At 60.8% G+C, this 22,930-nt stretch carries 23 protein-coding genes; 6 read left to right on the top strand and 17 right to left on the bottom strand.

Annotated features, from left to right (window positions below):
• Positions 1–28 precede the first annotated feature (28 nt).
• The 6 genes from Q7V03_RS00920 to ccmA are packed head-to-tail and all read right to left on the bottom strand — an operon-like array spanning position 29 to position 3,164.
• Positions 29–427, bottom strand: a complete 399-nt coding sequence (locus tag Q7V03_RS00920) for a hypothetical protein (RefSeq protein ID WP_304923735.1) — start codon at positions 425–427, stop codon at positions 29–31.
• On the bottom strand, positions 424–957 hold the full coding sequence (locus Q7V03_RS00915; protein WP_304923734.1) for a DsbE family thiol:disulfide interchange protein: 534 nt from the start codon (positions 955–957) through the stop codon (positions 424–426). The genes Q7V03_RS00920 and Q7V03_RS00915 overlap by 4 nt, the downstream gene beginning before the upstream one ends.
• Positions 950–1,123 carry a heme exporter protein CcmD gene (ccmD, locus tag Q7V03_RS00910; protein ID WP_304923733.1) on the bottom strand — a complete coding sequence of 58 codons (174 nt, stop codon included), beginning with the start codon at positions 1,121–1,123 and terminating at the stop codon, positions 950–952. Before ccmD ends, Q7V03_RS00915 begins: the two co-directional genes overlap by 8 nt.
• A complete protein-coding gene (locus tag Q7V03_RS00905; protein WP_304923732.1) occupies positions 1,120–1,848 on the bottom strand; it encodes a heme ABC transporter permease in 729 nt (242 codons plus the stop codon). The genes ccmD and Q7V03_RS00905 overlap by 4 nt, the downstream gene beginning before the upstream one ends.
• A 36-nt stretch (positions 1,849–1,884) precedes the next feature.
• On the bottom strand, positions 1,885–2,541 hold the full coding sequence (gene ccmB / locus Q7V03_RS00900; RefSeq protein WP_304923731.1) for a heme exporter protein CcmB: 657 nt from the start codon (positions 2,539–2,541) through the stop codon (positions 1,885–1,887).
• Entirely contained in the window at positions 2,538–3,164 is a 627-nt protein-coding gene (gene ccmA, locus Q7V03_RS00895; RefSeq protein WP_304923730.1) for a heme ABC exporter ATP-binding protein CcmA, read from the bottom strand. The genes ccmB and ccmA overlap by 4 nt, the downstream gene beginning before the upstream one ends.
• A gap of 100 nt (positions 3,165–3,264) precedes the next feature.
• On the opposite strand from ccmA, the gene Q7V03_RS00890 reads away from it, so the two are divergent.
• The gene (locus Q7V03_RS00890) at positions 3,265–4,257 is read left to right on the top strand and encodes an aldo/keto reductase (RefSeq protein WP_304923729.1); all 993 of its coding nucleotides are present in this window, start codon (positions 3,265–3,267) and stop codon (positions 4,255–4,257) included.
• Positions 4,258–4,338: 81 nt separating this feature from the next.
• On the opposite strand, the gene Q7V03_RS00885 is transcribed toward Q7V03_RS00890, so the two are convergent.
• From Q7V03_RS00885 to Q7V03_RS00865, 5 genes are all read right to left on the bottom strand, one after another.
• Positions 4,339–4,692, bottom strand: a complete 354-nt coding sequence (locus tag Q7V03_RS00885; protein ID WP_304923728.1) for an Mth938-like domain-containing protein — start codon at positions 4,690–4,692, stop codon at positions 4,339–4,341.
• A gap of 3 nt (positions 4,693–4,695) precedes the next feature.
• Entirely contained in the window at positions 4,696–5,673 is a 978-nt protein-coding gene (secF, locus tag Q7V03_RS00880; RefSeq protein ID WP_304923727.1) for a protein translocase subunit SecF, read from the bottom strand.
• Between the two features lie 11 nt (positions 5,674–5,684).
• Positions 5,685–7,352 carry a protein translocase subunit SecD gene (secD, locus tag Q7V03_RS00875; RefSeq protein ID WP_304923726.1) on the bottom strand — a complete coding sequence of 556 codons (1,668 nt, stop codon included), beginning with the start codon at positions 7,350–7,352 and terminating at the stop codon, positions 5,685–5,687.
• A 71-nt stretch (positions 7,353–7,423) separates the two neighbouring features.
• Positions 7,424–7,756 (bottom strand): preprotein translocase subunit YajC, encoded by a 333-nt coding sequence (gene yajC, locus Q7V03_RS00870; RefSeq protein ID WP_304923725.1) that lies wholly within the window; start codon positions 7,754–7,756, stop codon positions 7,424–7,426.
• 268 nt (positions 7,757–8,024) lie between these two features.
• Complete coding sequence (locus Q7V03_RS00865; protein WP_304923724.1) at positions 8,025–8,945, bottom strand: acyltransferase; 921 nt, start codon at positions 8,943–8,945, stop codon at positions 8,025–8,027.
• Positions 8,946–9,229: 284 nt separating this feature from the next.
• On the opposite strand from Q7V03_RS00865, the gene serS reads away from it, so the two are divergent.
• Both serS and Q7V03_RS00855 read left to right on the top strand, forming a co-directional pair.
• Positions 9,230–10,519 (top strand): serine--tRNA ligase, encoded by a 1,290-nt coding sequence (gene serS / locus Q7V03_RS00860; RefSeq protein WP_304923723.1) that lies wholly within the window; start codon positions 9,230–9,232, stop codon positions 10,517–10,519.
• 30 nt (positions 10,520–10,549) lie between these two features.
• Positions 10,550–11,266, top strand: a complete 717-nt coding sequence (locus tag Q7V03_RS00855; protein ID WP_304923722.1) for a hypothetical protein — start codon at positions 10,550–10,552, stop codon at positions 11,264–11,266.
• Between the two features lie 152 nt (positions 11,267–11,418).
• Here the strand turns inward: Q7V03_RS00855 and der are convergent, their stop codons facing one another.
• The 3 genes from der to Q7V03_RS00840 are packed head-to-tail and all read right to left on the bottom strand — an operon-like array spanning position 11,419 to position 15,012.
• Positions 11,419–12,888: a ribosome biogenesis GTPase Der gene (gene der, locus Q7V03_RS00850; protein WP_304923721.1), complete on the bottom strand. Its 1,470-nt coding sequence runs from the start codon at positions 12,886–12,888 to the stop codon at positions 11,419–11,421.
• A 48-nt stretch (positions 12,889–12,936) separates the two neighbouring features.
• Positions 12,937–14,283 (bottom strand): PQQ-binding-like beta-propeller repeat protein, encoded by a 1,347-nt coding sequence (locus Q7V03_RS00845; protein WP_304923720.1) that lies wholly within the window; start codon positions 14,281–14,283, stop codon positions 12,937–12,939.
• A 45-nt stretch (positions 14,284–14,328) separates the two neighbouring features.
• Positions 14,329–15,012, bottom strand: coding sequence for a hypothetical protein (locus tag Q7V03_RS00840; protein WP_304923719.1), 684 nt, complete (start codon positions 15,010–15,012; stop codon positions 14,329–14,331).
• 270 nt (positions 15,013–15,282) lie between these two features.
• On the opposite strand from Q7V03_RS00840, the gene Q7V03_RS00835 reads away from it, so the two are divergent.
• On the top strand, positions 15,283–16,962 hold the full coding sequence (locus tag Q7V03_RS00835; protein ID WP_304923718.1) for a calcium-binding protein: 1,680 nt from the start codon (positions 15,283–15,285) through the stop codon (positions 16,960–16,962).
• 423 nt (positions 16,963–17,385) lie between these two features.
• Here the strand turns inward: Q7V03_RS00835 and Q7V03_RS00830 are convergent, their stop codons facing one another.
• The gene (locus Q7V03_RS00830; protein ID WP_304923747.1) at positions 17,386–19,155 is read right to left on the bottom strand and encodes an ABC transporter ATP-binding protein/permease; all 1,770 of its coding nucleotides are present in this window, start codon (positions 19,153–19,155) and stop codon (positions 17,386–17,388) included.
• A 235-nt stretch (positions 19,156–19,390) separates the two neighbouring features.
• On the opposite strand from Q7V03_RS00830, the gene Q7V03_RS00825 reads away from it, so the two are divergent.
• Positions 19,391–19,741 carry a helix-turn-helix transcriptional regulator gene (locus tag Q7V03_RS00825; protein WP_304923717.1) on the top strand — a complete coding sequence of 117 codons (351 nt, stop codon included), beginning with the start codon at positions 19,391–19,393 and terminating at the stop codon, positions 19,739–19,741.
• Here Q7V03_RS00825 and Q7V03_RS00820 read toward each other — a convergent pair.
• On the bottom strand, positions 19,719–21,197 hold the full coding sequence (locus Q7V03_RS00820; RefSeq protein ID WP_304923716.1) for a LysM peptidoglycan-binding domain-containing protein: 1,479 nt from the start codon (positions 21,195–21,197) through the stop codon (positions 19,719–19,721). The two genes, Q7V03_RS00825 and Q7V03_RS00820, sit on opposite strands and share 23 nt — an antisense overlap.
• Positions 21,198–21,290: 93 nt before the next feature.
• On the opposite strand from Q7V03_RS00820, the gene Q7V03_RS00815 reads away from it, so the two are divergent.
• A complete protein-coding gene (locus Q7V03_RS00815) occupies positions 21,291–21,854 on the top strand; it encodes a TIGR00730 family Rossman fold protein (RefSeq protein WP_304923715.1) in 564 nt (187 codons plus the stop codon).
• Positions 21,855–22,233: 379 nt separating this feature from the next.
• Here the strand turns inward: Q7V03_RS00815 and Q7V03_RS00810 are convergent, their stop codons facing one another.
• Positions 22,234–22,833 carry a superoxide dismutase gene (locus Q7V03_RS00810; protein WP_304923714.1) on the bottom strand — a complete coding sequence of 200 codons (600 nt, stop codon included), beginning with the start codon at positions 22,831–22,833 and terminating at the stop codon, positions 22,234–22,236.
• Positions 22,834–22,930 lie beyond the last annotated feature (97 nt).

Genomic DNA, 22,930 nt, shown 5'->3' with positions numbered 1-22,930 from the left:
GATCGGGCTTGTGCTGTTGCTGACCTGATCAGCCGCCACAACTCGGCGCAGGTGCAGGCAAAGGCCACAGCGTAAACGCCGCGCCATCGGCCGCACGGCAGGTCAAGATCGGGCGGTTGTAGCCGTTGTTGTGAAACAAGCACTCCACCGTCACCCCGGCTTGGCTGCCCGTCATCAGGTTGGTGACTTCAAAGGCCGGGCCAAAACTCATCGTCAGCGCAGCGCCCGTACAGCCCGCGATCACCACGCCTTGGCCCTCGGGCGCAATCGTCACCCGATCGTTGTGCAGGGCCGCTACACTGCCGCCCAGCCGCCCGATCCGCTCGTAACTACCGGTGAAATAGGCCGGGCCGGGGGTGCCGGGTTTCGCCATGGCCGGACCAGCCAGAAAAACCGCCGAGAACAGCAATCCCCAGCGGCCGCTCATTCGGCGAGTGCCTTATCCAACTCGGGCCGGAAGCGTTGCAGGTAATCATCACCCACCAACGGCCCGATGAACTTATAGGCCACCGAGCCATCGCCGCGCAGAATGAAGGTCTCGGGTGGGGCGGTCACCCCCCAATCCAACCGGGTCTTGCCTTTGGGGTCAAAAGCGATGGCGGCAAACGGATTGCCATCATCCGTCAAAAACGCCGCCGCATCATCCGGGCGGTCCATCATATTGACGCCGACCACATGAATCCCTTCCGCCGCCAAGGCCTTCAGCGTGCCATTCTCAGCCCGACACGGCGGGCACCAGCTGGCCCAGAAATTCACCACCGTCACCTTCCCCGTGCGCAGATCAGCATCGGTCAGTGCCGGAAACCCCGGCAGAACACCCGCGTTCAACGACGGGGCCTGCTTGTCGATGAACACCGAAGGCAGGTTCTGCGGATCGCTGCGCTGCATGCCGACATAGAACATCACCGCCAGCCCCGCGAACAACACAGGCGGCAAATACATCAGCCATTTAGCCATTTTTCTTCTCCGCTTTCGCCGTCTCTGCCCGCGCCTCAACCTCACTCAAAGCCCGCTTCACCCGCGCGCCTTTCCAGATCGACAAGGCCACCAGTGCCACGATCAACGCCACCGAGGCCGCATAAGACCCGATCACCGCCCCTGCATATTTGCCAAGTTCCATCATGCCAACCGCTCCCGCGCCAACAGCGCCTGCAAGCGCCGTGCGCGGATTTCAGTGCGGGTCCGCAGCAAAACCAGCGTCACGAACAACAAGATGAAGCCTGCGATACAGACATAAAGTGGGCTGGAATACACATCCGCCACATGCTCTTCACCGTCCAAAGACAAGCTTGCGCCCTGATGCAGACCTTGGTTCCAGAACAGCACCGCATAGCGTGATAGAAACGCGAAAACCGATCCGACAATGCACAACACGCTGGTCAAATCGGCTGCCGTATCCGGGTCCTCCACCGCCTCCCACAACGCGATATAGCCCAGATAAAACAGCGCCAATATCAAAAATGAGGTCAGCCGAGGGTCCCAGGCCCACCAGGTCCCCCACATCGGCTGCCCCCAGATCGCCCCAGTCACCAGCCCAATCAGCGTAAACGTCAACCCAATCGGCGCCGCGGCTTTCGCCGACAACGCGCTGACATGATGCCGCCGGATCAGCCAGATCAGCGAAGTGACCAGCATCATCATCCAAGCCGAAATCGCCATCATCGCCGCTGGCACATGCAGATAGATGATCTTCACAGTGGAGCCGAACTTATCGGCATCCGGGGTGAAAAACGCGCCCCACACCAGCCCGACCACAAGGCACAGCACCGCCGCCCCGGTCACCCACGGCAGCAGCAGGCCAGAGGTCTGCATGAACCGCTTCGGGTTCGCATATTCCCAGATCGACATCGTTATCCTCATGTTCGCGACCCTAGCACAGCCATCTTAACGCAGGTTGACGCGGATTGCCGCAGCCGAGGCAAACGGCAACAATGCCACCGCCCCCGCCGTGATCCCCGCCAGCAGCGCCAAGGGTGTGCCTACCGCCAAACCTTGCGCCCCGCGCTTCACAACTTCGGCACCAAAAATCAGCGTTGGCATGTACAGCGGCAGCACCAGCAGGCTCATCAAAAGCCCGCCGCGCTTCACACCCACCGTCAGCGCCGCGCCAAATGCCCCGATCACCGACAAAGCCGGGGTTCCCAGCGCCAAACTCACCACCAGCCAGACATAGCCCGTGCCCGGAAGGTTCAACAGCACCCCCAGAACCGGCGCGACCAGCACCAGCGGCAGCCCCGTCACCAGCCAATGCGCCAGCGACTTCACCGCCGCCACCGCCTCTAGTGGCATCGGCGAGGTCGCCAGCAAATCTAAACTGCCATCCTCATAATCCAGCGCAAAAATCCGGTCGAGCGACAACAGGCAGGCCAGCAACGCCCCCACCCAAAGAATCCCCGGCGCAATCCGGGCCAATACGGCAGGCTCGGGTCCGACACCCAGCGGCACGATCACCGCCACCAGCAGGAAAAATGCCAACCCCAAGCCAAAGCCGCCGCCCGCCCGCATCGCCAGCCGCAGATCCCGGATCAGCAGCGCGATCATTCGAAGGCCTCGTCAAACGCACCCAAACGCCCGCCCGCCGCAGGGCTGCGCGCCTTGAACGGGGTCAGATCCAGCACCTCGGCCTCAAGCCCCAGATCAATATGGCTCGCGATCAGCGCCGAGCCACCCGAGGCCAGATGCCGCGCCACCACGCCCGCAAACAAAGCCACCGACGCCGCATCCAGTGACACCGTCGGCTCATCCATCAGCCAGATTGGCCGCCCGGTGACCAGCAATCGCGCCAGCCCAAGCCGCCGCTTTTGTCCCGCCGACAGATGCGCGGCGCGCCTGTTCGCCAAAGCCTCAAGGTTCATCTCGGCCAGGGCCTGCGCCACCGAATGTGTGCCATAAGCCGCCGCCCAAAACCGCAAATTTTCCGCCACCGTCAGCACCGCTTTGACGCCATCGGCATGGGCAGCATAGGCCACAGCCTCGGCCGCCACCGTCACCTCACCTGCCAAAGCAGGCTGCAATCCGGCCAAGCTGCGCAGCAAGGTGGTCTTGCCAATGCCGTTCGGCCCGCGCAACACCAGCGCCCGCCCCGGCAGAAGCCGGAACGTCACCCCTTCCAACACCGCCACACCGCCACGGGCAACGGCAAGATCATTGACCTGCATGTCCATGCCTCACCCCTAACCCATCGCGCCCGATGCGAAAAGACCCTGCGACAGCATGGCCATTCCCACCCCACCCCCTATAGTGCCCGCCAAACAGGAGGCGAACATGACCCTATCCACCACCCCCTTCGGGCGCAGCGGCAAAACCACCACCCGGCTGGGCTTTGGCGCTTGGGCCATCGGCGGCACTTGGGGCGAGGTCAGCTTGGATGACGCCAAAGCCGCGCTGCATGCCAGCCTTGATGCAGGCGTAACCTTCATCGACACCGCCGATGTCTACGGCGATGGCCGCTCTGAACGCATTATCCGCGAGGTTCTGGCCGAGCGCAAAGGCGAGCGCCCGTTTGTGGCCACCAAAGCCGGACGCCGCCTGAACCCGCATACGGCTGAGGCCTATACAGGTCCCGCGATTGAGGCGTTCATCGACCGCAGCTTGCAAAACCTTGGCCTAGAGTGCCTAGACCTCTTGCAGTTGCACTGCCCGCCCACCCCGGTTTATGCCAACCCAGCGATGTTTGAGGCGCTGGATGCGATCAAAGCCAAAGGTAAAATCGCCGCTTACGGCGTGTCGGTCGAAACCATTGCCGAGGCGATGACCGCCCTTCAAAACCCCGGCGTTGTCTCGGTGCAGATCATCTACAACCTGTTCCGCCAGCGCCCATCTGAGCTGTTCTTCAAAGCCGCAAAAGCCCAAAATGTCGCCGTTATCGTCCGTGTCCCGCTCGCCTCTGGCCTGCTGACCGGGAAAATGACCGCGCAAAGCCAATTCGCCGCCGACGATCACCGCAGCTTTAACCGCAATGGCGAGGCGTTTGATAAGGGTGAGACTTTCTCGGGCGTGCCCTATGACATCGCGTTGCAAGCGGTCGAAGAACTCCGCCCGCTGGTGCCTCAAGGAGCGACGATGGCCGAATTTGCCCTGCGCTGGATTCTGATGGAAGACGCGGTGACGGTGGTGATCCCCGGCGCGAAATCGCCCGCACAGGCCCAAGCAAATGCGAAAGCCGATGCTTTGGCCCCGCTTCCAGCGGCCACAATGGAAAAGGCGCGCGAAATCTACGCACGCCTGATTGCCCCAGAAGTCCACGGATCTTGGTAGCACCCCAGCCGTCTCGGACTTTATCCGGGGCCTCTGCCTGCAACGCATGAGGCCCCGGCTTGAGGCCGGGGCGGCGTGGTGTTAGACGACGAACAGGGCCGCTGCGATGCGCCGCCCCTCGCCTAATAGCACATTGTAGCTGCGGCAAGCGGCAGGGGTGTTCATCGGCTCCACCCCAATGCCCTGCGCTTCCAAGGCCAGCCGAAACGCCTTGGGGATCACGGAAACCTCTGCCCCCAGCCCCACCAGCAACACATCAATCTTGCCCGCCAAAGACAATGGCCCCGCCATATCCTCAAACCCACCCCAAGCCCCGGCATCCCAAGGCGTGATCAGGCTTGGCCCCCGCAGCACATGGGTGCCTACCCGAAAAAACCCCGGCCCATAGCTTTCAATCGCCAAGGCCGAGCCGTAGGTGATTTCGGTCAGGCGCATGATCTAGGCGTCTATATTGGCGAATTCGTGATCGGACGGCCTGCCGTTCTTCGGCTTTTCGCTGCGATCCAAGCCGATCATCAGCACGATGTTTTTTGCGACATAGACCGACGAATAGGTGCCAAGCAAAACCCCCATGAAGATCGCAAACGAGAAGCCCCGGATCACATCGCCGCCAAACACCATCATCGACCCCACCGCAAGCAAAGTGGTCAGCGAGGTCATGATCGTCCGGCTCAGTGTCTCGTTCACCGACAGGTTCATCACATCGCGCAGAGGCATAGTTTTGTATTTGACAAGGTTTTCCCGCAGCCGGTCAAACACCACGACCGTGTCGTTGATCGAATACCCTAAGATCGTCAGCAATGCCGCCACGATGGTCAAATCAAACTTGATCTGGAAAAACGCGAAAATCCCCACCGTGATGAACACGTCATGCAGCAGCGCCAACACCCCGCCCAAGGCGAACTGCCATTCAAACCGCATCCAGATATACAGCATGATGCCGACCGAGGTCACCACCATCGCAAGGATCGAGGTATAGACCAACTCGCCCGACACCTTCGGCCCCACGGTTTCTTCCGAAACAAACTTGATCGCCGGATCGAGGTTGGTCAACGCGGCTTTCACCGCCGCCAAATCCGTCTCACTCACCGCCTGATCGGCCTCAACCGAGGACAACCGGATCATCGCCACATGCTGATCGGCGCGGAACGATGGGTCAAACACCTCGGTGATCACCACATCGCCCACCGGCAAGCCATTCATCGCCTGACGGTAAGCGCCGACGTCAATCGGCTGCGACGAATCGGTGCGCAACGTGGTGCCGCCCTTAAAGTCGATGCCATAGTTCAGCCCCTCGGTGCCCCAGAACAGGAACGCCGCCAGCATCAACAAGACCGAGCCGCCAAAGGTCAGCCATTGATGCTTGAAAAAGTCAAAGTTGGTCTTCTCGGGTGCAAGTCGCAAACGCCAAGCCATAAGATATCTCCTTACACCACGATTTCGGATGGCTTGCGCCAGTTGAACCAGACCGAGATGATCAGCCGCGTCACCAGCAGCGACGTGAACACCGAAGTGATGATGCCGATCCCCAAGGTCACCGCAAAGCCACGCACCGGCCCTGCCCCCAGGAAGAACAGCACCGAGGCCGTGATCAGCGTGGTGATGTTGGCATCGATGATCGCCGACATTGCCCGCTCATAGCCAATCTCAATCGCCCGCGCCGTGGTTTTATGCACCCGCAGTTCCTCACGGATCCGTTCATAGACCAGTACGTTGGCATCTACCGCCATGCCGATGGTCAACACGATCCCGGCGATCCCCGGCAGCGTCAGCGTGCCACCGATGGAGGACAACACCGCAAAAATCAGCGCCAAGTTGATTATTAAGGTGATGTTGGCAAACAGCCCGAACAGCCCATACGACGCAAGCATGAACAACGATACCGCCACCACCCCGATCACCGCCGCCTTTTGGCCCGCATCAATGCTGTCTTGGCCCAATTCCGGGCCAATCGTGCGTTCTTCCAGAAAATTCATCTTCGCAGGCAGCGCCCCTGCCCGCAGCAGCACCGCCAGATTGGTCGATTCCTCAAGCGTGAAACTGCCGGTGATGATGCCCGAGCCGCCCTGAATAGCACTTTGGATCGTTGGGGCAGAGATCACCTTGTCATCCAGCACAATCGCAAACGGCTGGCCGATATTGGTCGAGGTATATTCGCCAAACTTCCGCGCGCCCGAGACGTTGAACTTGAAACTCACCGCAGGGCGCGAGTTTTGGTCAAACGACGGCTGCGCGTCGGTCAATTCCTCGCCCGACACCACCGGCTCATCGGCGACAATGTAATAGACATCCTTTTCGTCCGACGAGGCCAGCAAGGAATTGCGCGGCCCCGGATCGGCAGCGGGATTGCTTGTCCGCCCCACCACGGTGTTGAACGTCAGCTTGGCCGTGGTGCCGATGATCGCCTTCAACTCAGCCGCCGAGCCCAAACCCGGCACCTGAATCAAAATCCGGTCGGTGCCTTCGCGTTGAATCGTCGGTTCCCGCGTGCCCACCGCATCGACGCGGCGGCGAATAATCTCAAGACTTTGCTGCATGGTGCGGGTATCGGTCGCCACCCGCTCGGGTTCCGACAATTGCACCACAATCTCTTGGCCCTCGGTGGTGACCTCCAGATCTTTCTGGCCCACTCCGGTCAGACTGACCACAGGGGTCGCCAAAGCCTGCACCGCGGCCACGGCCACGGCCATGCCATCGGCATTGCCAACCGACACCCGTAACACCCCCGGCACCGACGGCATCCGCCGCACCGCACCGACCTGATCACGCGCATCGCGCAACGCGTCACGCACATCGGGCCACAGGCTGTCGATGCGCTGCGCATAGACATCCGCCACCTGCACTTCGGCCAACAGATGCGCGCCACCGCGCAAATCCAAGCCCAGATTGACCAAGGCCGACGGCAGGAACGATGGCCATTTCGCCAGATCTGCCGTCTGCTCGGGTGTTGCCACCCCCGCATTGGCTTCAATTGCGGTGACGGCGTCGTTATGCGCCTCAACTTGCGTATAAAACAGGTTGGGAAGCGACGCGGCAATCCCCCAAGCGCAAAGCGCAAGGATCAAAAGGCGCTTCCACAGCGGCGAATAGAGCATGATGTTTTGTCTCAGGTTAAGGTCTGGCTTAAGCTTAGGTCGGGCAAATCAAACGAAGGCGGGCTTAATGCTTACACCGCTTTCGCAGGTTCGGTCTTGTTCATCACCTGAGAAATGGTGTGACGTGGCATTTTCACCTTCACGCCTTCGGCAATCTCGACCTCAAGCACGCCATCATCGCCGACCTTGGTGACCTTGCCGATGATGCCACCTTGGGTCAGCACCTGATCGCCGCGGCGCAGACCATCGACCATCGCCTTCAGATCTTTCACCTTCTTTTGTTGCGGACGGATCAGCAGAAAATACATGATCGCGAAGATCAGAACCAGCGGCAAGAATGACGCGAAAGCCGAGCCTGCACCAGAAGCACCAGCGGTTTGCGCAAAAGCGGGGGTTACGAACATGGAAGTCCTCTCATTTTGGGGACATTCCCCCTGATTTGTCGGCGGGAACCCTACCCGCGCTCTGGCGGATAGGCAAGCCAACGCCGATCTAGGCGCTGCAGGCGCAACTTGCAGCCCCTGCCCGCCAAATTTGCGAAAACTTATCCAAAATTGCCCTCCTTTGCGCGCAAATATCCTACGGGTGCGCAGAGGTTTGCTGCAAAATAGCAAAGAGACTTCGGAGCGAAGGCTGTGAAGCCCTCAATCCGACAGTGCCGTCAGCACACCGTCACAAAAACCGATTAACCCCCGGCACCCGCTGCAACACCGCCGTCAGCGCCCAAGCCAGAGCAAAGGCAAACACAGCCGCGAAACTGCGATCCACCGTGTCGGAAAACAACTTGAACGCCACCAACATCGTCGCAGGGTGTAAGAGATAGATGCCAAATGCAAAGCCCGCTGCCCAAGTCGGCCAACTGCCCTTAATATTCACCCGCCAAATTGCCTCAAAAATCACCGCCACAAGGATCATCTGCACCGAAGCAAATTCCGGGCTGCGGTTGTACAAAATTCCACTGATCAGCGCCGCGGCCCCGATCACCGGCCAGACCAGCCCCATGCGTTTGCCCGCAGCCAAGATCGCGCCAAACCAGAACAGCGGCAACGAGAAGAACCATTGCGGCAGCGGCTGTGGAAACCCGGTCGGGTTGATGAACCAAGCTTGCGGTGCCAGTTTGGCGTGCAGCAGGCCCAAGGGAATCGAGACGATCACCAACAAGATCGCCGCCAGATACATCCGCGCCGGGCGGTCAATAAAGCGCGACACCCACGGAATTGTGACCAGAAAGATCATCACAAACGGCAAAAACCACAGATGAATCGACGGCCCGATCAGCAGCGTCCACGGGTCTGACAGCAGCAAAAATGGCTCATCCGACACCACATTATAGACCACCCAGTAAAACCCGCACCAAAACAGCCACGGCAGCGCGATCCTGCGCGCGCGCGACAGCCAAAAGCCTTTACCGTCGGAGCGCTCAAACGAACCCACCGCGAGATACGACGTCAACACCAGAAACAAAGCCAGCGCGGTATAGCCAATATCAGCATAGGGCGCGCGGGCGTGGTCCCAGACAATGCCAAAGGCCGCAGCGAACCGCGCAAGATCCACCGACCGCCTGTAGCCGACCTTCACCGCCGGTGCCGCCAAACTATATACTCCACATCTCTGCTTCGGCCTTAGCCGAATCCGGCCGTTGCGCCTAGCCCAAGCTTCGGCAACTCTGCGTTCACGAAGTGAAGCTAAAGGGCCGCAGCCTAAAGCAAGGGCAATGTGCTTGGCCGGGGTCAGATAGAAGAATAGAACCTCAACCACCCCGCGCAAGCAATTGAAATTGCATCAAGCCACCGCCTGTCCACGCGAGGACAACCCACCCTTCCCCTTCGCGGCCAAATCGGGCATAACCTGCCCATCCAGATTTGATGAGGCTTGCCATGCACGATATCCGCGCCATCCGCGAGAACCCCGCCGCTTTTGAGGCTGCATTGGACCGCCGTGGCCTATCGGGTATCTCCGCCACGATCCTGAAATTGGATGAGGCCCGGCGCAGCAAGATCCTTGCCTCCGAAACCGCGCAAGCCACCCAAAACGCTGCCTCGAAAGAGGCAGGTGCTGCGAAAGGTCGCGGCGATGAGGCCGAATTCAACCGCCTGCGCAGCCTTGTCGCCGAGAAGAAATCCGAAGTCGCTGCCCTCGCCGCCGAAGCCGATCAATTTGACCGCGAGTTGCGTGATCTTCTGATGGCGATCCCCAACCTGCCCCTCGCCGAAGTTCCCGACGGTGCCGACGAGTCCGGCAACGTCGAGATCCGCCGCTGGGGCCACCCGCGCGATTTCGACTTCACCCCGGTTGAGCATTTTGACATCCCCGGCGTCAAACCCGGCATGGATTTTGAAACCGCCGCAAAACTTTCCGGTGCGCGGTTTGTGGTGCTGAAAGGCGCCGTGATCCGTGTCCACCGCGCCCTGTCGCAGTTCATGCTGGATACCCATATCGAAGAACACGGGCTTCAGGAAACCTGGACCCCGGTGCTGGTCAAAGAAGACGCGATGTATGGCACCAACCAACTGCCGAAATTCGCCGAAGACAGCTACCAGACCACCAACGGCTGGTGGCTGATCCCGACCTCGGAAGTCACCCTGACCAACACTGTGGCGGGTGACACCCTCGACGAATCCGCCCTGCCGATCCGCATGACCGCGCATACCCAATGCTTCCGCTCGGAAGCGGGCTCTGCGGGCAAGGATACCAGCGGAATGCTGCGCCAGCATCAGTTCGAGAAGGTCGAGATGGTGACGATCTGCACCCCCGACACCGCTTTGGCGGAACATGAACGGATGACCAACTGCGCCCAAGCCATCCTTGAGAAACTGGAAATCCCCTACCGCACCATCGTGCTGTGCACCGGAGACATGGGCTTTGGCGCGCAGAAAACCCATGACCTTGAGGCTTGGCTGCCCGGCCAAAACAAGTACCGCGAAATCAGCTCGGTTTCGACCTGCGGTCAGTTCCAAGCCCGCCGGATGAACGCCCGCTTCAAAGTGCCCGGTGGCAAGCCGGAGTTTGTGGCCACGCTGAACGGTTCCGGCCTTGCGGTTGGCCGCTGCCTGATCGCGGTGCTGGAGAATGGCCAGCAAGCCGATGGCTCGGTTGATTTGCCAAGCGCGCTGCACCCTTACCTGCGCGGCAAGACGAGAATTTCCGCGGCGGGCGTTTTAGAATGAACCAGAACCATTCTCAGGCGTAATCAATCTATGAAACGCATCATCCAACCCGCCCTGCTGCTCGCCACGCTTGCTTTTGCGGCAGCGCCCGCTTTCACGCCACCGTTTCGGGGCTACGATCCCGGGACATTTCCGGTTCAGATTGCCAATCCAAGCGTGCAGCCTGCGGGCTACGCGTTTGCGATCTGGGGGTTGATTTATCTGTGGTTGATCGCGCATGCCGCTTACGGCCTGATCAAACGCCGGGGTGATCCGGCGTTCGTCAAACCCGCAGTGCCGCTGACGCTTTCGGTCCTGTTAGGCACGGTCTGGCTGGCGATCGCGGTCGCCGCACCGATCCCCGCGGCTGTGGCGATCATCGCGATGGCGGCTTTGGCGGTCTACGCCTATGTGATTGCCGACCCCGCGCAAGACCCTTGGTTTTTGTCCGCCCCTTTGGCAATTTACGCGGGCTGGCTGACGGCGGCATCGGCCGTATCAACTGGCGTGATCTTGGCGGGCTATGGCATTTTGCCCGACACCACAGCGGCGCTGACAATGTTGGGGATCGTGCTGATCATCGCCATTGCCATGCAGATCAAGGGCCCGGACCTACCGATTTACGGTGCAACGATTGTTTGGGCAATTGTCGGCATTGTGGTGAAAAGCTGGGGTACAAACCCAACTGTCGCCTATGCAGCCCTTGCCGGAGCGGTGGTGATGGCGCTGGTTACACTTGCGCAACTGCGTCGGCCAACGGTTAGATGACGCAGTGAAGATCCTTCCCCGCGGGGAATTACTTGTGTCACCAGAACATTCTTGGCGCTTTTTGCGCTATATCTAGTGATTAGATCAGCAAATGCAAGAAAAGCCGCCGATCGTTGGATCGACCAGCGGCTTCTTTGATCGTTGAACAAAGCCTACTGCCCGGTGTTCTTTTCCTTGTGTTTCCGCAACCGGCTTGGGGTGTGGAACTTCGGATTGCGGAACGGGTTTTTATCGGCTTGTGAGCGGAAGGTGATCCGGATCGGCGTGCCTGGCATTGCAAAATGCTCACGCAGGCCGTTGACCAAATAGCGGCGATAGCTGTCGGCCAGATCATCTGGATGGCTGCACATCACGATAAAGCCCGGCGGGCGCTGCTTGACCTGCGTCATATAGCGCAGCTTGATGCGGCGGCCTTGCGGCGCCGGTGGCGGATGCGATTCGACCATCGCCCCCAGCCACGTGTTCAGACGGTTGGTCGGAATACGTTTGTTCCACACCGCATGCGCGGCCAGAATAGCGTCATGCAGACGGTCCAAGCCCCGCCCGGTTTTACCCGAGACGGTGATCATCGGAGCACCACGCAGCTGCGGCAGCAAACGTTCAAACATTTCTTTGAGTTCGGCCAGCTTTTCTTGCTTTTCGTCCTCAAGATCCCATTTGTTCACCGCGATCACCACCGCACGGCCTTCGGTTTCGGCGAAATCCGCGATGCGCAAGTCTTGCACTTCAAACGGAATGTCCACATCCAGCAGCACCACAACGACCTCGGCAAAGCGCACCGCACGGATACCATCCGACACCGACAGCTTTTCCAGTTTCTCGTTGATCCGCGCGCGTTTGCGCATGCCCGCGGTGTCAAAAATCTTGATCGGCGTCCCCAGCCACTCGGCTTTGACCGAGATCGCGTCGCGGGTGATGCCCGGCTCGGGTCCGGTCAGCAGGCGGTCATAGCCAAGAATTTTATTGATCAGCGTCGATTTTCCGGCATTCGGACGACCGATCACTGCGATTTGCAATGGCTTCTTGGCGGTCGGGCGGAAGGCTTCGACATCTTCTTCAAGTTCAGCCTCTTCCTCGGACACATCGACTTCGGTGTCGGGGGTATTCTCGGCCTCACGCTCGGCAAATTCGCCCTGCAGCGGCAGCAGCATACGATAGAGATCGTCCATGCCCTCGCCATGTTCGGCAGAAATTCGCAACGGCTCGCCCAGACCAAGGCTCCAGCCCTCAATCGCGCCTGCATCGCCTGCGCTACCTTCGGCCTTGTTCACAGCCAAGATCACCCGCGCGCCCTTTTTGCGCAGGATGTCGGCGAAAATTTCATCCGAAGGCGTCACGCCCATGCGGCCATCAATCACGAACAAGCTGACATCGGCCATATCGACCGCGCGCTCGGTCAAGCGCCGCATCCGGCCTTGCAAGCTGTCGTCGGTGATTTCTTCCAAGCCAGCCGTGTCGATCACGGTAAAGCGCAGATCTAACAGCTTGGCATCGCCCTCGCGCAAGTCGCGGGTCACGCCGGGTTGGTCATCGACCAACGCCAGTTTGCGGCCAACCAAGCGGTTGAACAGGGTCGATTTGCCCACATTGGGGCGGCCAACGATGGCAAGGATAAAGCTCATTTCAGGCGTCCGGGTATAACTAAGCTGCCCCCATACACGGGGATAGCCCTAACGGAAAGCGTGAAGTTGGCCGTTGCCGCCGACCACGAACAGCAAACCCGCAGCCAAAGCCGGGGCCGAGGCCGCACCGCCCGGAATTTCCACGCTGTAGACGAGGTTGCCATTGGTTGGATCAAAGCCGCGCAGGTTGCCATCGGACGAGGCGACCACGATGCGGCCCCCCGCCAGAACCGGGCCATAATGCGCATAGATCGCTTGGCGTTTCTTCGGCTTGTCCTTGACGAAATACGGCATTTCCACCGACCAGATCACCTCTCCAGTCGCAGCATCCAGCCGCACCAGACGCGCCTCGTCGTTGACGACAAACACCGAGCCACCGACCACCAAAGGCGGGTTCAAAGCTCCTTCATTGGCGGTCCAAATCCGCCCGCCGGTGGTCATGTCAATCGCCACGGTGCGCCCGGCTGCGGTGCCAAGATAGACCGTGTTGCCGACAATCACCGGATCGCCTGTCACATCGCCCATACCGCCATAGCTGCGGCCCAACCGTTGCCCCGACACCCCGGCGTTCCAGATCGGATCACCTGTCGCAGTCTGCACCGCCGAGATTTGCCCGCTGGCAAACGGCAGCACCACTTCATTGTCGCCGACCCCAACCGAGGCCGTACCGATCATACCGCTTGAGTTTGGCGCACCCGCCTGTTGCCACAGCTGTTTGCCGCTATCGGCGGACACCGCAAGGGCCGAGCCATCGCGGCCCATCGCGTAAACCACATTGCCAACAACCGTTGGCGCCCCGGTGATCGGGCTGCCAAAACGTTGCCGCCACGCAATGCCGCCGGTGCTGGCATCCATGGCCACCAACTCGCCATAGCCCGAGGTCGCGTAAACCCGGTTGCCACTGGCGGCCAAACCGCCACCCGTCACGTTGCTGGCATCGCCGGACTCGGGCGCTATATTCGCCGTCCACAGCGCCGCACCACCCGTTGACACAGCCGTCACCCGTGCAGTGGCGTCCATGGTGAACACCCGCCCGCCCGAGACCACGGGCGAGGCCGCAATCCGCGACCGCTTGCTGTCGCCTGCGCCGATGTTGACGCTGAACACCCGCTGTGGATTGGCCGACAAAGCACCATTGCTTGAGGCGTGCCGGGCGTTGCCGCCGCGATGGCTCCATTCGGCATTGGCAGATGCGCCCGGAAGCGCGATTGGCACCGCAGTATTGGCGGGCTGCAGCGAGGTGGCGACGGGCGCGGGTTGCCCCTCAATCGCGACTGACTCTTCAAGCGGCGCGCGCACCGGAAAACGCTCTCCCTCAAGGATGACGTCTTTTTCGCATCCAGCCAGCCCCATGCACAGCATCAGCCCCGCCATCCCGATCTTGCCGCTGGTCATCACGCGAAACACTCCCAGATTTCTTCAACTGCGCCCAAAGGCGGTTTAGCCCGCATCCACAGCCGCGGTGTCGGCGGCGGGCTTTGCCTCAGGCGGCGTGCCGCCCAAAGCGGTGATCATCTGACCCGCCCGCTGCCGCAAACCACCCGGTGCATCCTGATCCTGCATCAGCGCGGCAAGCGCCGCAATCGCGTCGTCTTTTTTGCCGTCTTCAATCAACAGATAGGCCAGTTGTTCCGCCGCCAAGGTGCGAAACGCCCGCCCCGGCACGGCAATCGACTCAAGCGCTGCACGGCGATCGGCAATCGGTTGATCCTTGCCCGCCAGCATCACCCGGCGCAACACCGCGAGGTCACGGTAGACCTGCGGTTGGCTTTGATCGGCCGCCAACTTATCCAGTGCTGCCAGTGCGGCTGCTTTATCGCTGCCCGCATCGGTCGCCAACAGCAGATCTTTCAGCGCAATCTGCCCGCCATCCGCCGGGATTGCCGCCATCGCCTGCGCGCGGTCTTCGGGTGCGCCGAGATCCACCGCATCCAGCATCGCATCGCCAAAGCTTTGCGCCCGTGCCGAGTCGCGCGCCTTGGTCCATTCGGTGTAAGCCGCCCCACCGACCACGCCGAGCACAATCACCACGCCAATCCAGCCATATTTGCGGAACATCGCATAAAGCCTGTCACGGCGGACCTCTTCGGTCACCTCGCTGATAAAGCTGTCTGGGTTGCTCACGCTGGCCTCTCTTTCGCACCAAAGTCATGGCCTTGGTTCTTGATATGCACCCCACGCCCGCGCGCAGGGTCACTTGACCCCTGTCTTACAGGCAAAGCCCGCAACTTGCCAAGCCCTGCGACGGCGCATGTCTAAGGACCGAGCCTGCGCAGCGGCTGCCAAAAGATCACATCTGCGCGCAGAGTTGACAAACCGCCGCGATTGGGACGAATTGTTACCATATTTGCATGAAATGTTTCGCAAACCCGCCCCTATTGTCCGAGTTGCCCGATGGAACCTGCGATCCTTGCCAATATCTTCCTGTTTTTAGGCGCTTTGGGCCTGAACGTCGGCATCGGCGGCTCTGATGACACCTCAGACGACACTGCGAATGGTGATCCGCTGTATAACCCGCAAAACTATGCCCATGTGCATGATGGCACCGCGGGCAATGACACCGTCACTTCGGATGCCGACAATCAGGCGTGGTTTTTGCAGGGCGGCAATGATGATCTGACGGCGTCTTCGGGCAATGACTACGCCAATTTGGGCGACGGTGATGATCATGCCGAAATGGGCGCGGGCAGTGACATCGGCCTTGGCGGCGTGGGCAATGATAGCCTTGAGGGGGGCGTTGGCGCGGATTCGCTGTTTGGCGGCGCGGGCGCTGATCATGTGCAAGGCAATCTTGGCGATGATGGCCTTGCGGGCGGCGATGGCAATGACCAGGTTTGGGGCGGCGCGGGCAGCGATATTGTGAACGGTGGCGCGGGGGATGACACGTTGTCGGGCTTTGTGACGGGCGCTGCGGGTGCGGGCGGCATGACCGGGGCCGAGGGCAGCGATCAACTGACGGGCGGCGATGGCAATGATCTGCTGGTGCTGGGTCATGGCGACATCGGCCAAGGCGGTGCTGGCAACGACACCTTCGATCTTGACACCCGCTGGAACGATGGCAGCGCGATTGCCCATATCACCGATTACAACGCGGCGCAGGACGCTGTGCACATCACCTACACGCCGCATTATTCGCCTGACAGCTCGGTCGAAGTGCCGCCGGTGATGACGCTGACCCATACCCCGGATGGCAGCACCGAGATCAGGATGGACGGCGCGATTGTGGCACAACTGGACGGCGTCGATAATTTCAGCCTGAATGATATCGTGCTGGTGCCCGATGCTGCCAGCGATCCGCAATTTGCAGCCGGGCAATACAGCGACGATGTGCAGGGCACCGCGGGCGACGACAGCCTTGCAGGTGGCAGCGATCCCACCGCTTGGCATCTGGAGGGCGGCGGCGATCATCTGACCGGCTCGTCGGGCTCAGATTACGCCGATCTTGGCGCGGGCAACGATCACGCCGCGATGGGCGACGGCAATGATTCGGTGCTGGGCCACGCGGGCGAGGACAGCATCGACGGCGGTTTGGGGGCTGATACCCTGCGCGGCGGCGATGGTTTGGATACGCTGCACGGTGGCGATGGCGCCGACCGGATGGCGGGCGATTCTGGCAATGATCTGATGGCGGGCGGTGCCGGGGCCGACAGCCTGCTGGGCGGCGGCGGCGATGATATGTTGTCTGGCTATTCCGACACCGATTCCGCCGAGGCCAGCCTGACCGCGATTGACGGCGCAGATACGCTGTCAGGTGGCGATGGCAATGACACCCTGATCATCGGCCACGGCGATACCGCCACGGGCGGTGCTGGCGCGGATCGTTTTGAGATTGAACATCAATGGGCCGATGGCACCGCCGCCGCCACGATCACCGATTACACCTTCCAGACCGATCAGTTGGAACTGCACTACACACCGCATTTCGACGCAAATCATGTTGAAATTCCCCCCGTGGTCACTATCGCCCAATCCGCAGGCTTTTCGGTGATCAGCCTCGATGGCGTGGTGGTCGCCAATGTGATGGGCAGCCAGCCGCTCGGCTTGGGCGAGGTCGTGCTGGTGCGCGAAGGCTGACTGAAGGTGTGGCCAGTGGCGTCTCGATCAGCCCGGTCTAGCCCGCCCGCCCGCCACCGCACCCGGAGCGGTCGAAAACGCAAACAACACCCCATCGGCGCGTCCGAGCCGGCCCAGACCGGGGCGGGGGCATGCACGGCATCCTCCAGAGCCGCAGCCGAACGCTCCTGCCCTGCGCCGCCGCCACCCCAAGGATCTGTGCGGCAGGTGTCCAGCAGCACAATCCCAATGCGGGCAACCGAGGCCAAAGCCGCCTGCACTTCCGACAGCGGCAAAGCACTACCCACCGCCGCCCGCGCAGACCCCGCCTGTGCATCCACGGGTAAAACACGAGTCACCCCGGCAATCTCAACCGTGTGGCCTGCGCAAAACAGCAAGGCGACATCGGCCTGCCCCGAACACCCAGATCAGTACAGCGAAGCCTTAGGCGGCTTCTGCCGCTTCTTCATCCGCCGATTGCCGCGCCCACATTGCCGCGTATTTGCCATCGCGCGCGAGCAATTCGTCATGCGTGCCGCGTTCGGTCACCACGCCATCCTCCAGCACCAGAATACAATCGGCATCGGCAATCGTTGACAAGCGGTGGGCAATGGTAATGACCGAACGGCCCTGCCCCATTTCGCGCAAAGACTCTTGAATGCTCTGCTCGGTCTGAGTGTCCAAGGCTGAAGTCGCCTCATCCAGCACCAAAATCGGCGGGTTTTTCAACAACGTCCGCGCAATGCCGACGCGCTGCTTCTCACCACCTGACAGTTTCAAGCCACGTTCACCCACTGTCGTCGCATAACCATCGGGCAGCGAGATGATGAAATCATGGATCTTCGCCGCCTTCGCCGCTGCCACAATCTCGGCCTCGGTCGCCCCTGCGCGCCCATAAGCGATGTTGTAGTGCACGGTGTCGTTGAACAATACTGTGTCTTGCGGCACCACGCCGATCAGCCCGTGCAAGCTGGTCTGCGTCACATTGCGCAAATCCTGCCCGTCAATGCGGATACTGCCCCCGGTCACATCGTAAAACCGGAACAACAGCCGCCCGATGGTGGATTTACCCGACCCAGAAGGCCCGACCAACGCATAGCGCTGCCCCGGTTTCAGCGTGAAACTGATGCCCTTCAGAATGGGCCGCGACGGATCATACGAAAACTGCACATCTTCAAACGTGACCTCGCCCCCCGTCACCCGCAAAGCCGCAGCGCCGGGCTTGTCGGTGACTTCCTCGGGCTGTTCCAACAGATGAAACATCGCGGCCATATCGACGAGCGCTTGGCGGATTTCGCGGTAGACCGTGCCAAGAAAGCCCAAAGGCATGGTGATCTGCAGCATGTAGGCGTTGACCATCACGAAATCGCCAACCGTAAACTGCCCAGCCTCGACACCATATGCCGACATCACCATCACCAGAATAAGCCCGGTGGTGATGATGAAACTTTGCCCCATGTTCAGGACCGACAGACTTTGCCCCGTGCGCACCGCAAAGCCCTCGTAAGCCGCCATCGCGCCATCATAGCGCGCGGCTTCGCGGGCTTCGGCGTTGAAATACTTGACAGTTTCAAAGTTCAGCAGGCTGTCAATCGCCTTCTGGTTGGCATCGGTATCCTGATCATTCATCTGGCGGCGGATTTGCACCCGCCATTCGGTGACTTTGAAGGTGTAGGTGACATAAATCGCAATCGTCACCACCACGACCAAAGCATAGGCCCAGCCGAAATACACCGCGAAGATGATCGAAACCAACGACAGTTCCAAAATCAGCGGCCCGATCGACAGCAGCATGAAGCGCAACAGGAAATCAACGCCCTTCACACCGCGCTCGATCACGCGGGAAAGCCCGCCGGTTTTGCGGGTGATGTGATAGCGCATCGACAGGCGGTGAATATGGGTGAAGGTCTCCAACGCCAGCTTGCGCAAGGCGCGCTGACCCACGCGCACAAACACCCAGTCGCGCACCTCGCCAAAGGCGACCGAACCGAACCGCGCCAGACCGTAAGCCACCGTCAGGCCCACCGCACCAAAGCCCAGCATCGTGGCTGCAGTTGGGTCGTTGCCGACCAACGCATCCACCGCCTGTTTGTACATAAACGGCATGGTGATCGACACCAGCTTGGCCAGCAGCAGAAACGACAACGACGCCACAACGCGGCGTTTCACCCAAGCCTCGCCCTTCGGCCAAAGATAGGGGCCAACCCGCTTCATCGTCGCCCAGCCGCCTGCATGGCCGTCATTATCTGCTGCCGGGGTTACCTGAGCCGCAGCTACCTTGGCCGGGGTCACCTTGGGTGTCGTATTCCGCATCACTTGATCCTTCATCGCAGGGGCCAAAAGGCCGCACCCGCTTTACCGCAGCCGACATATTCACTAAATCGAGACAGTTCAATGATTGATGCGCGGTTGAAACGTCGAGAACACCCAAGCCCTCGCCGCTCTGTCCGTGCGTGCCAGTGCCGCAAGGCGGGATCTGATGCGCCTGCTGATGCCATTGGGCGATCAGAGACTGGCCGCAGGCGAGATCAGCCGTGCTTTGGGCCTGTCATCGTCGCGGTTGTCGTTTTATCTGGCGGTCCTTGAGCAAGCAGGCCTGATCCGCGCGCGCAAACTGGCGCGCCATGTGTTCTGGTCGGTCGATGCCGCAGGCATGGCTGCGCCGATCAGTATTCTGTTGAACGACGGCTGCATGGAACACCCCGAGGAGATGGCCAGCTGCCGCCACGGCCAAACCGTGGCAGCCCCTGTTATTGCGCCCGCTGCAATGACCCCGACTACGGCGCCGCAGGAATCGTAAACACCTGCCCCGGATAGATCAGGTTGGGATCTTTGATCTTGTCCTTGTTGGCCTCAAACACCTGCACATAGAGCACGCCATCGCCGAAATTCTGCTGTGCGATGCCCCAAAGCGTATAACCCGGCTGCACTGTAACGGTGACCGGAGCGGGTTTTGCCGGGGCCACAGCCGCAGGTTCAGCTGTGACGGATGCAGCGTTCGCAACAGGTGTGGCTTCAACAACGCCAGGCGTATCCGCAGCAGTGGGTTCAGCAGCAGGGGCTGCATCGCCCACCGCAATCTCTGCCCCGGCAGCGGCTGGCAGCGGTGCCGCCACGACGGCAGTCGTATCCGTTGCGGTTGGTTCGACCACGGGTTGCGGCGCGTCGGCCGCGCCCGCATCTGCTATAACGGGCGCGGCCTTGGCACTCACCTCAGGCTGGATCGCAGGCGTTGCGGCTGCCGCCAAAGCCGCCAAAGTCTCGCGCTTGAACGGGGTCTCAAACCGCGACGCCACCGTGCCATCTGCCGCCAGCTGATCCACCCGCAAGGTGTAAATCCCCGCCGCCACATCCTTCAGCGTCGCAGCCCAAGCGCCATCCGGCCCCGCAACGACATCTGCGATCGCGGCACCGTCCAAATAGATCCGCAAGCCCGCGCCAGCACCCGCGCGCCCGCCCAACATCACCGCGCCGTCGGAAGCGTAGCTGATACTCTCCACCGCAACATTTCCCGCCAACTCGGCAGGCACTTCGGCAGCCGATTGCAACACCTTCACCCCCTCGGGCGCGATCAACACCGCCGCCGGAGCCTGCAACGCAGGCTCAACGCCACCTGCCACGGTGACTTCCGCAGCACCAACAACCGGGGCCAGCGCCACAGTCTCGGTTCCCTGCACGGCCGCGCCATCCGCGCCCGTCGCCTGCAATGTCAGCAGCCGCGCGACCGGGCTAGGTGGCAGATCAAACAGCGCTGCAAACTTGCCCTGCGCATCGGCCACAGCCTTTGCAACCTCAACGCCATCAACCAGCATCGCCACGGCAGCCCCCGGAGCAGCCTGCCCCGCCACCGTTGCTGCCCCATCGGGCGCGATGCGGGCGACATCAAAGCTGGGCAAAATCGGCCCCGCCAATGCCGCAGTTGGCGCCACAACCGGAGCAACGGCCGGAGCCTCTGCCACCGCAGCGGGTTCTCCTATCTTGGCCTCGGTCGCCGCATCCGCAGAGGTTTCAGCGCTTGGGGTTTCGGCCGCAGGCGGTGCGGCAGCTTCACTCTCAGCGCTCGGCGGCGCAGCGACGGTTGCAGCATCGCCTGCGACAGGCGCAGGATCAGCCGCCCCGCTTGCGGTTGTCTCAGTTGGCACCACGGCCACGGGCGCGCGCACAAAACCGAAATAGCCCGCCACCGCCACCACCGCAGCACCGCCCAGCAGCACAGCCCCCCGTGCCGCCGCACTCAATCCACTCCAACCAGCCATCGTTTTCCCCCGATCAGGGCCTGTTCCCGGCCCTTCTTTCTTTTGTCATGGAACCGCTATATCAAGCGTTAAAGCAACAATTTTCGGATAGATATGCCAATGGCCCGTGCTCTGTCTTCGATCTGTGTCTTCTGTGGCGCGCGCGCAGGCTCTAATCCCGCCCATACCGTCGCCGCCCGCGCCATGGGTCAGGCCATCGCCGCCCAAGGTTGGCGCTTGGTTTACGGCGCCGGTGACGTGGGTCTGATGGGCGAGGTTGCCCGAAGCGCCCAAGCCGCAGGGGCCCCGACCTTCGGCGTCATCCCCACGCATCTGATGACAGCCGAGCGCAGCAACCAAGATCTTAGCCAGTTGGTGATCACCGAAGACATGCACGAGCGCAAAAAGGTGATGTTCATGAACTCGGATGCTGTCGTGGTGCTGCCGGGCGGTGCGGGTTCCCTTGATGAGTTTTTCGAAGTGCTGACTTGGGCGCAAATCGGCCTGCACCGCAAACCGATCTTCCTGTTGAATTCCGAAGGCTACTGGAACCCGCTGATCACCCTCATTGATCACATCATCGCCGAAGGCTTCGCAGACGCTTCAGTAAGGGGCTATTTCACCGCAATCCCCGACGTAGCAACCTTGACCCAAGCTTTGCGCGCCGCCCTGCCCTGAACCCGGCACAGCTTTGGATTGCATTTCAAGCGCATATCTCTCAATTTTCTACTGCACAGTGCCGTTCTGTCAGCACAAAGCCATGACCGACGCCTAACTTATGCCGGCTTAAATCTCTCGGCATGGCTTGTTTTATCGTCCATCTGCCGCTGTTCGCCAATGCGCCGCTTGGCAACGAAACCCGTGCCGCACCTTTAAATCAAAGCTTCACTGCCAAAGCCGCCCGCGGCCGCACCAGCCATGCACGGGCTATCTTGCCTGCGGGCCGACTTACCGATGCGCTTGCGCTGATCTCGACGGCCCGTATCACTTCGCCCCGTATCGCAAAGCAAAACGCCCGCCCGGTTTCCCGGACGGGCGTAAGATATCGTGATAGACCTTACAGCTTGGCGCTTACCGCTTCCCAGTTGACCAGTTTGTCAAGGAAGTTGCTCAGGTACGCCGGGCGCTTGTTGCGGAAGTCGATGTAGTAGGAATGTTCCCACACATCGCAGCCGAGCAGTGCGGTCTGACCAAAGCACAGCGGGTTGACGCCGTTTTCAGTCTTGGTGACCTTCAAAGCGCCGTCCGTGTCTTTCACCAGCCAAGCCCAGCCCGAACCGAATTGGCCGGCGCCAGCGGCGGCGAAATCTTCCTTGAACTTGGCAACCGAGCCAAATGCCTCAACCAAAGCCTTTTCCAAAACGCCCGGAATGGCGTTGCCCGCAGGCCCCATCACTTCCCAGAACAGGTTGTGATTCCAGTGCTGGCTGGCGTTGTTGAAGATACCGTTCTGCGCGACCGAACCCGCCACATAGGTGCCTTTGACGATGTCTTCCAGCGATTTGGTTTCCCATTCGGTGCCCGCAATCAGCTTATTGCCGTTATCGACATAGGCTTTGTGGTGCAGATCGTGGTGAAATTCCAACGTTTCTTTCGACATGCCAAGGCCTGCCAAAGCGTCATGTGCGTAGGGAAGATCGGGAAGGGTAAAGGCCATTGGAAGTGCTCCTGTTTAGATATGCGTTGCCCTCTATAAGTGACTTTGAAGCGGCAAGGTCAAGGGCAAGGGCTGCATTTCCCGACTTCTTTACTTA

The sequence above is a fragment of the Cypionkella sp. genome (assembly GCF_030652235.1).
Lineage (GTDB): Bacteria > Pseudomonadota > Alphaproteobacteria > Rhodobacterales > Rhodobacteraceae > Cypionkella.
The sequence above is the reverse complement of the archived record's forward strand: the minus strand, read 5'-3'. Positions and strand labels throughout refer to the sequence as shown.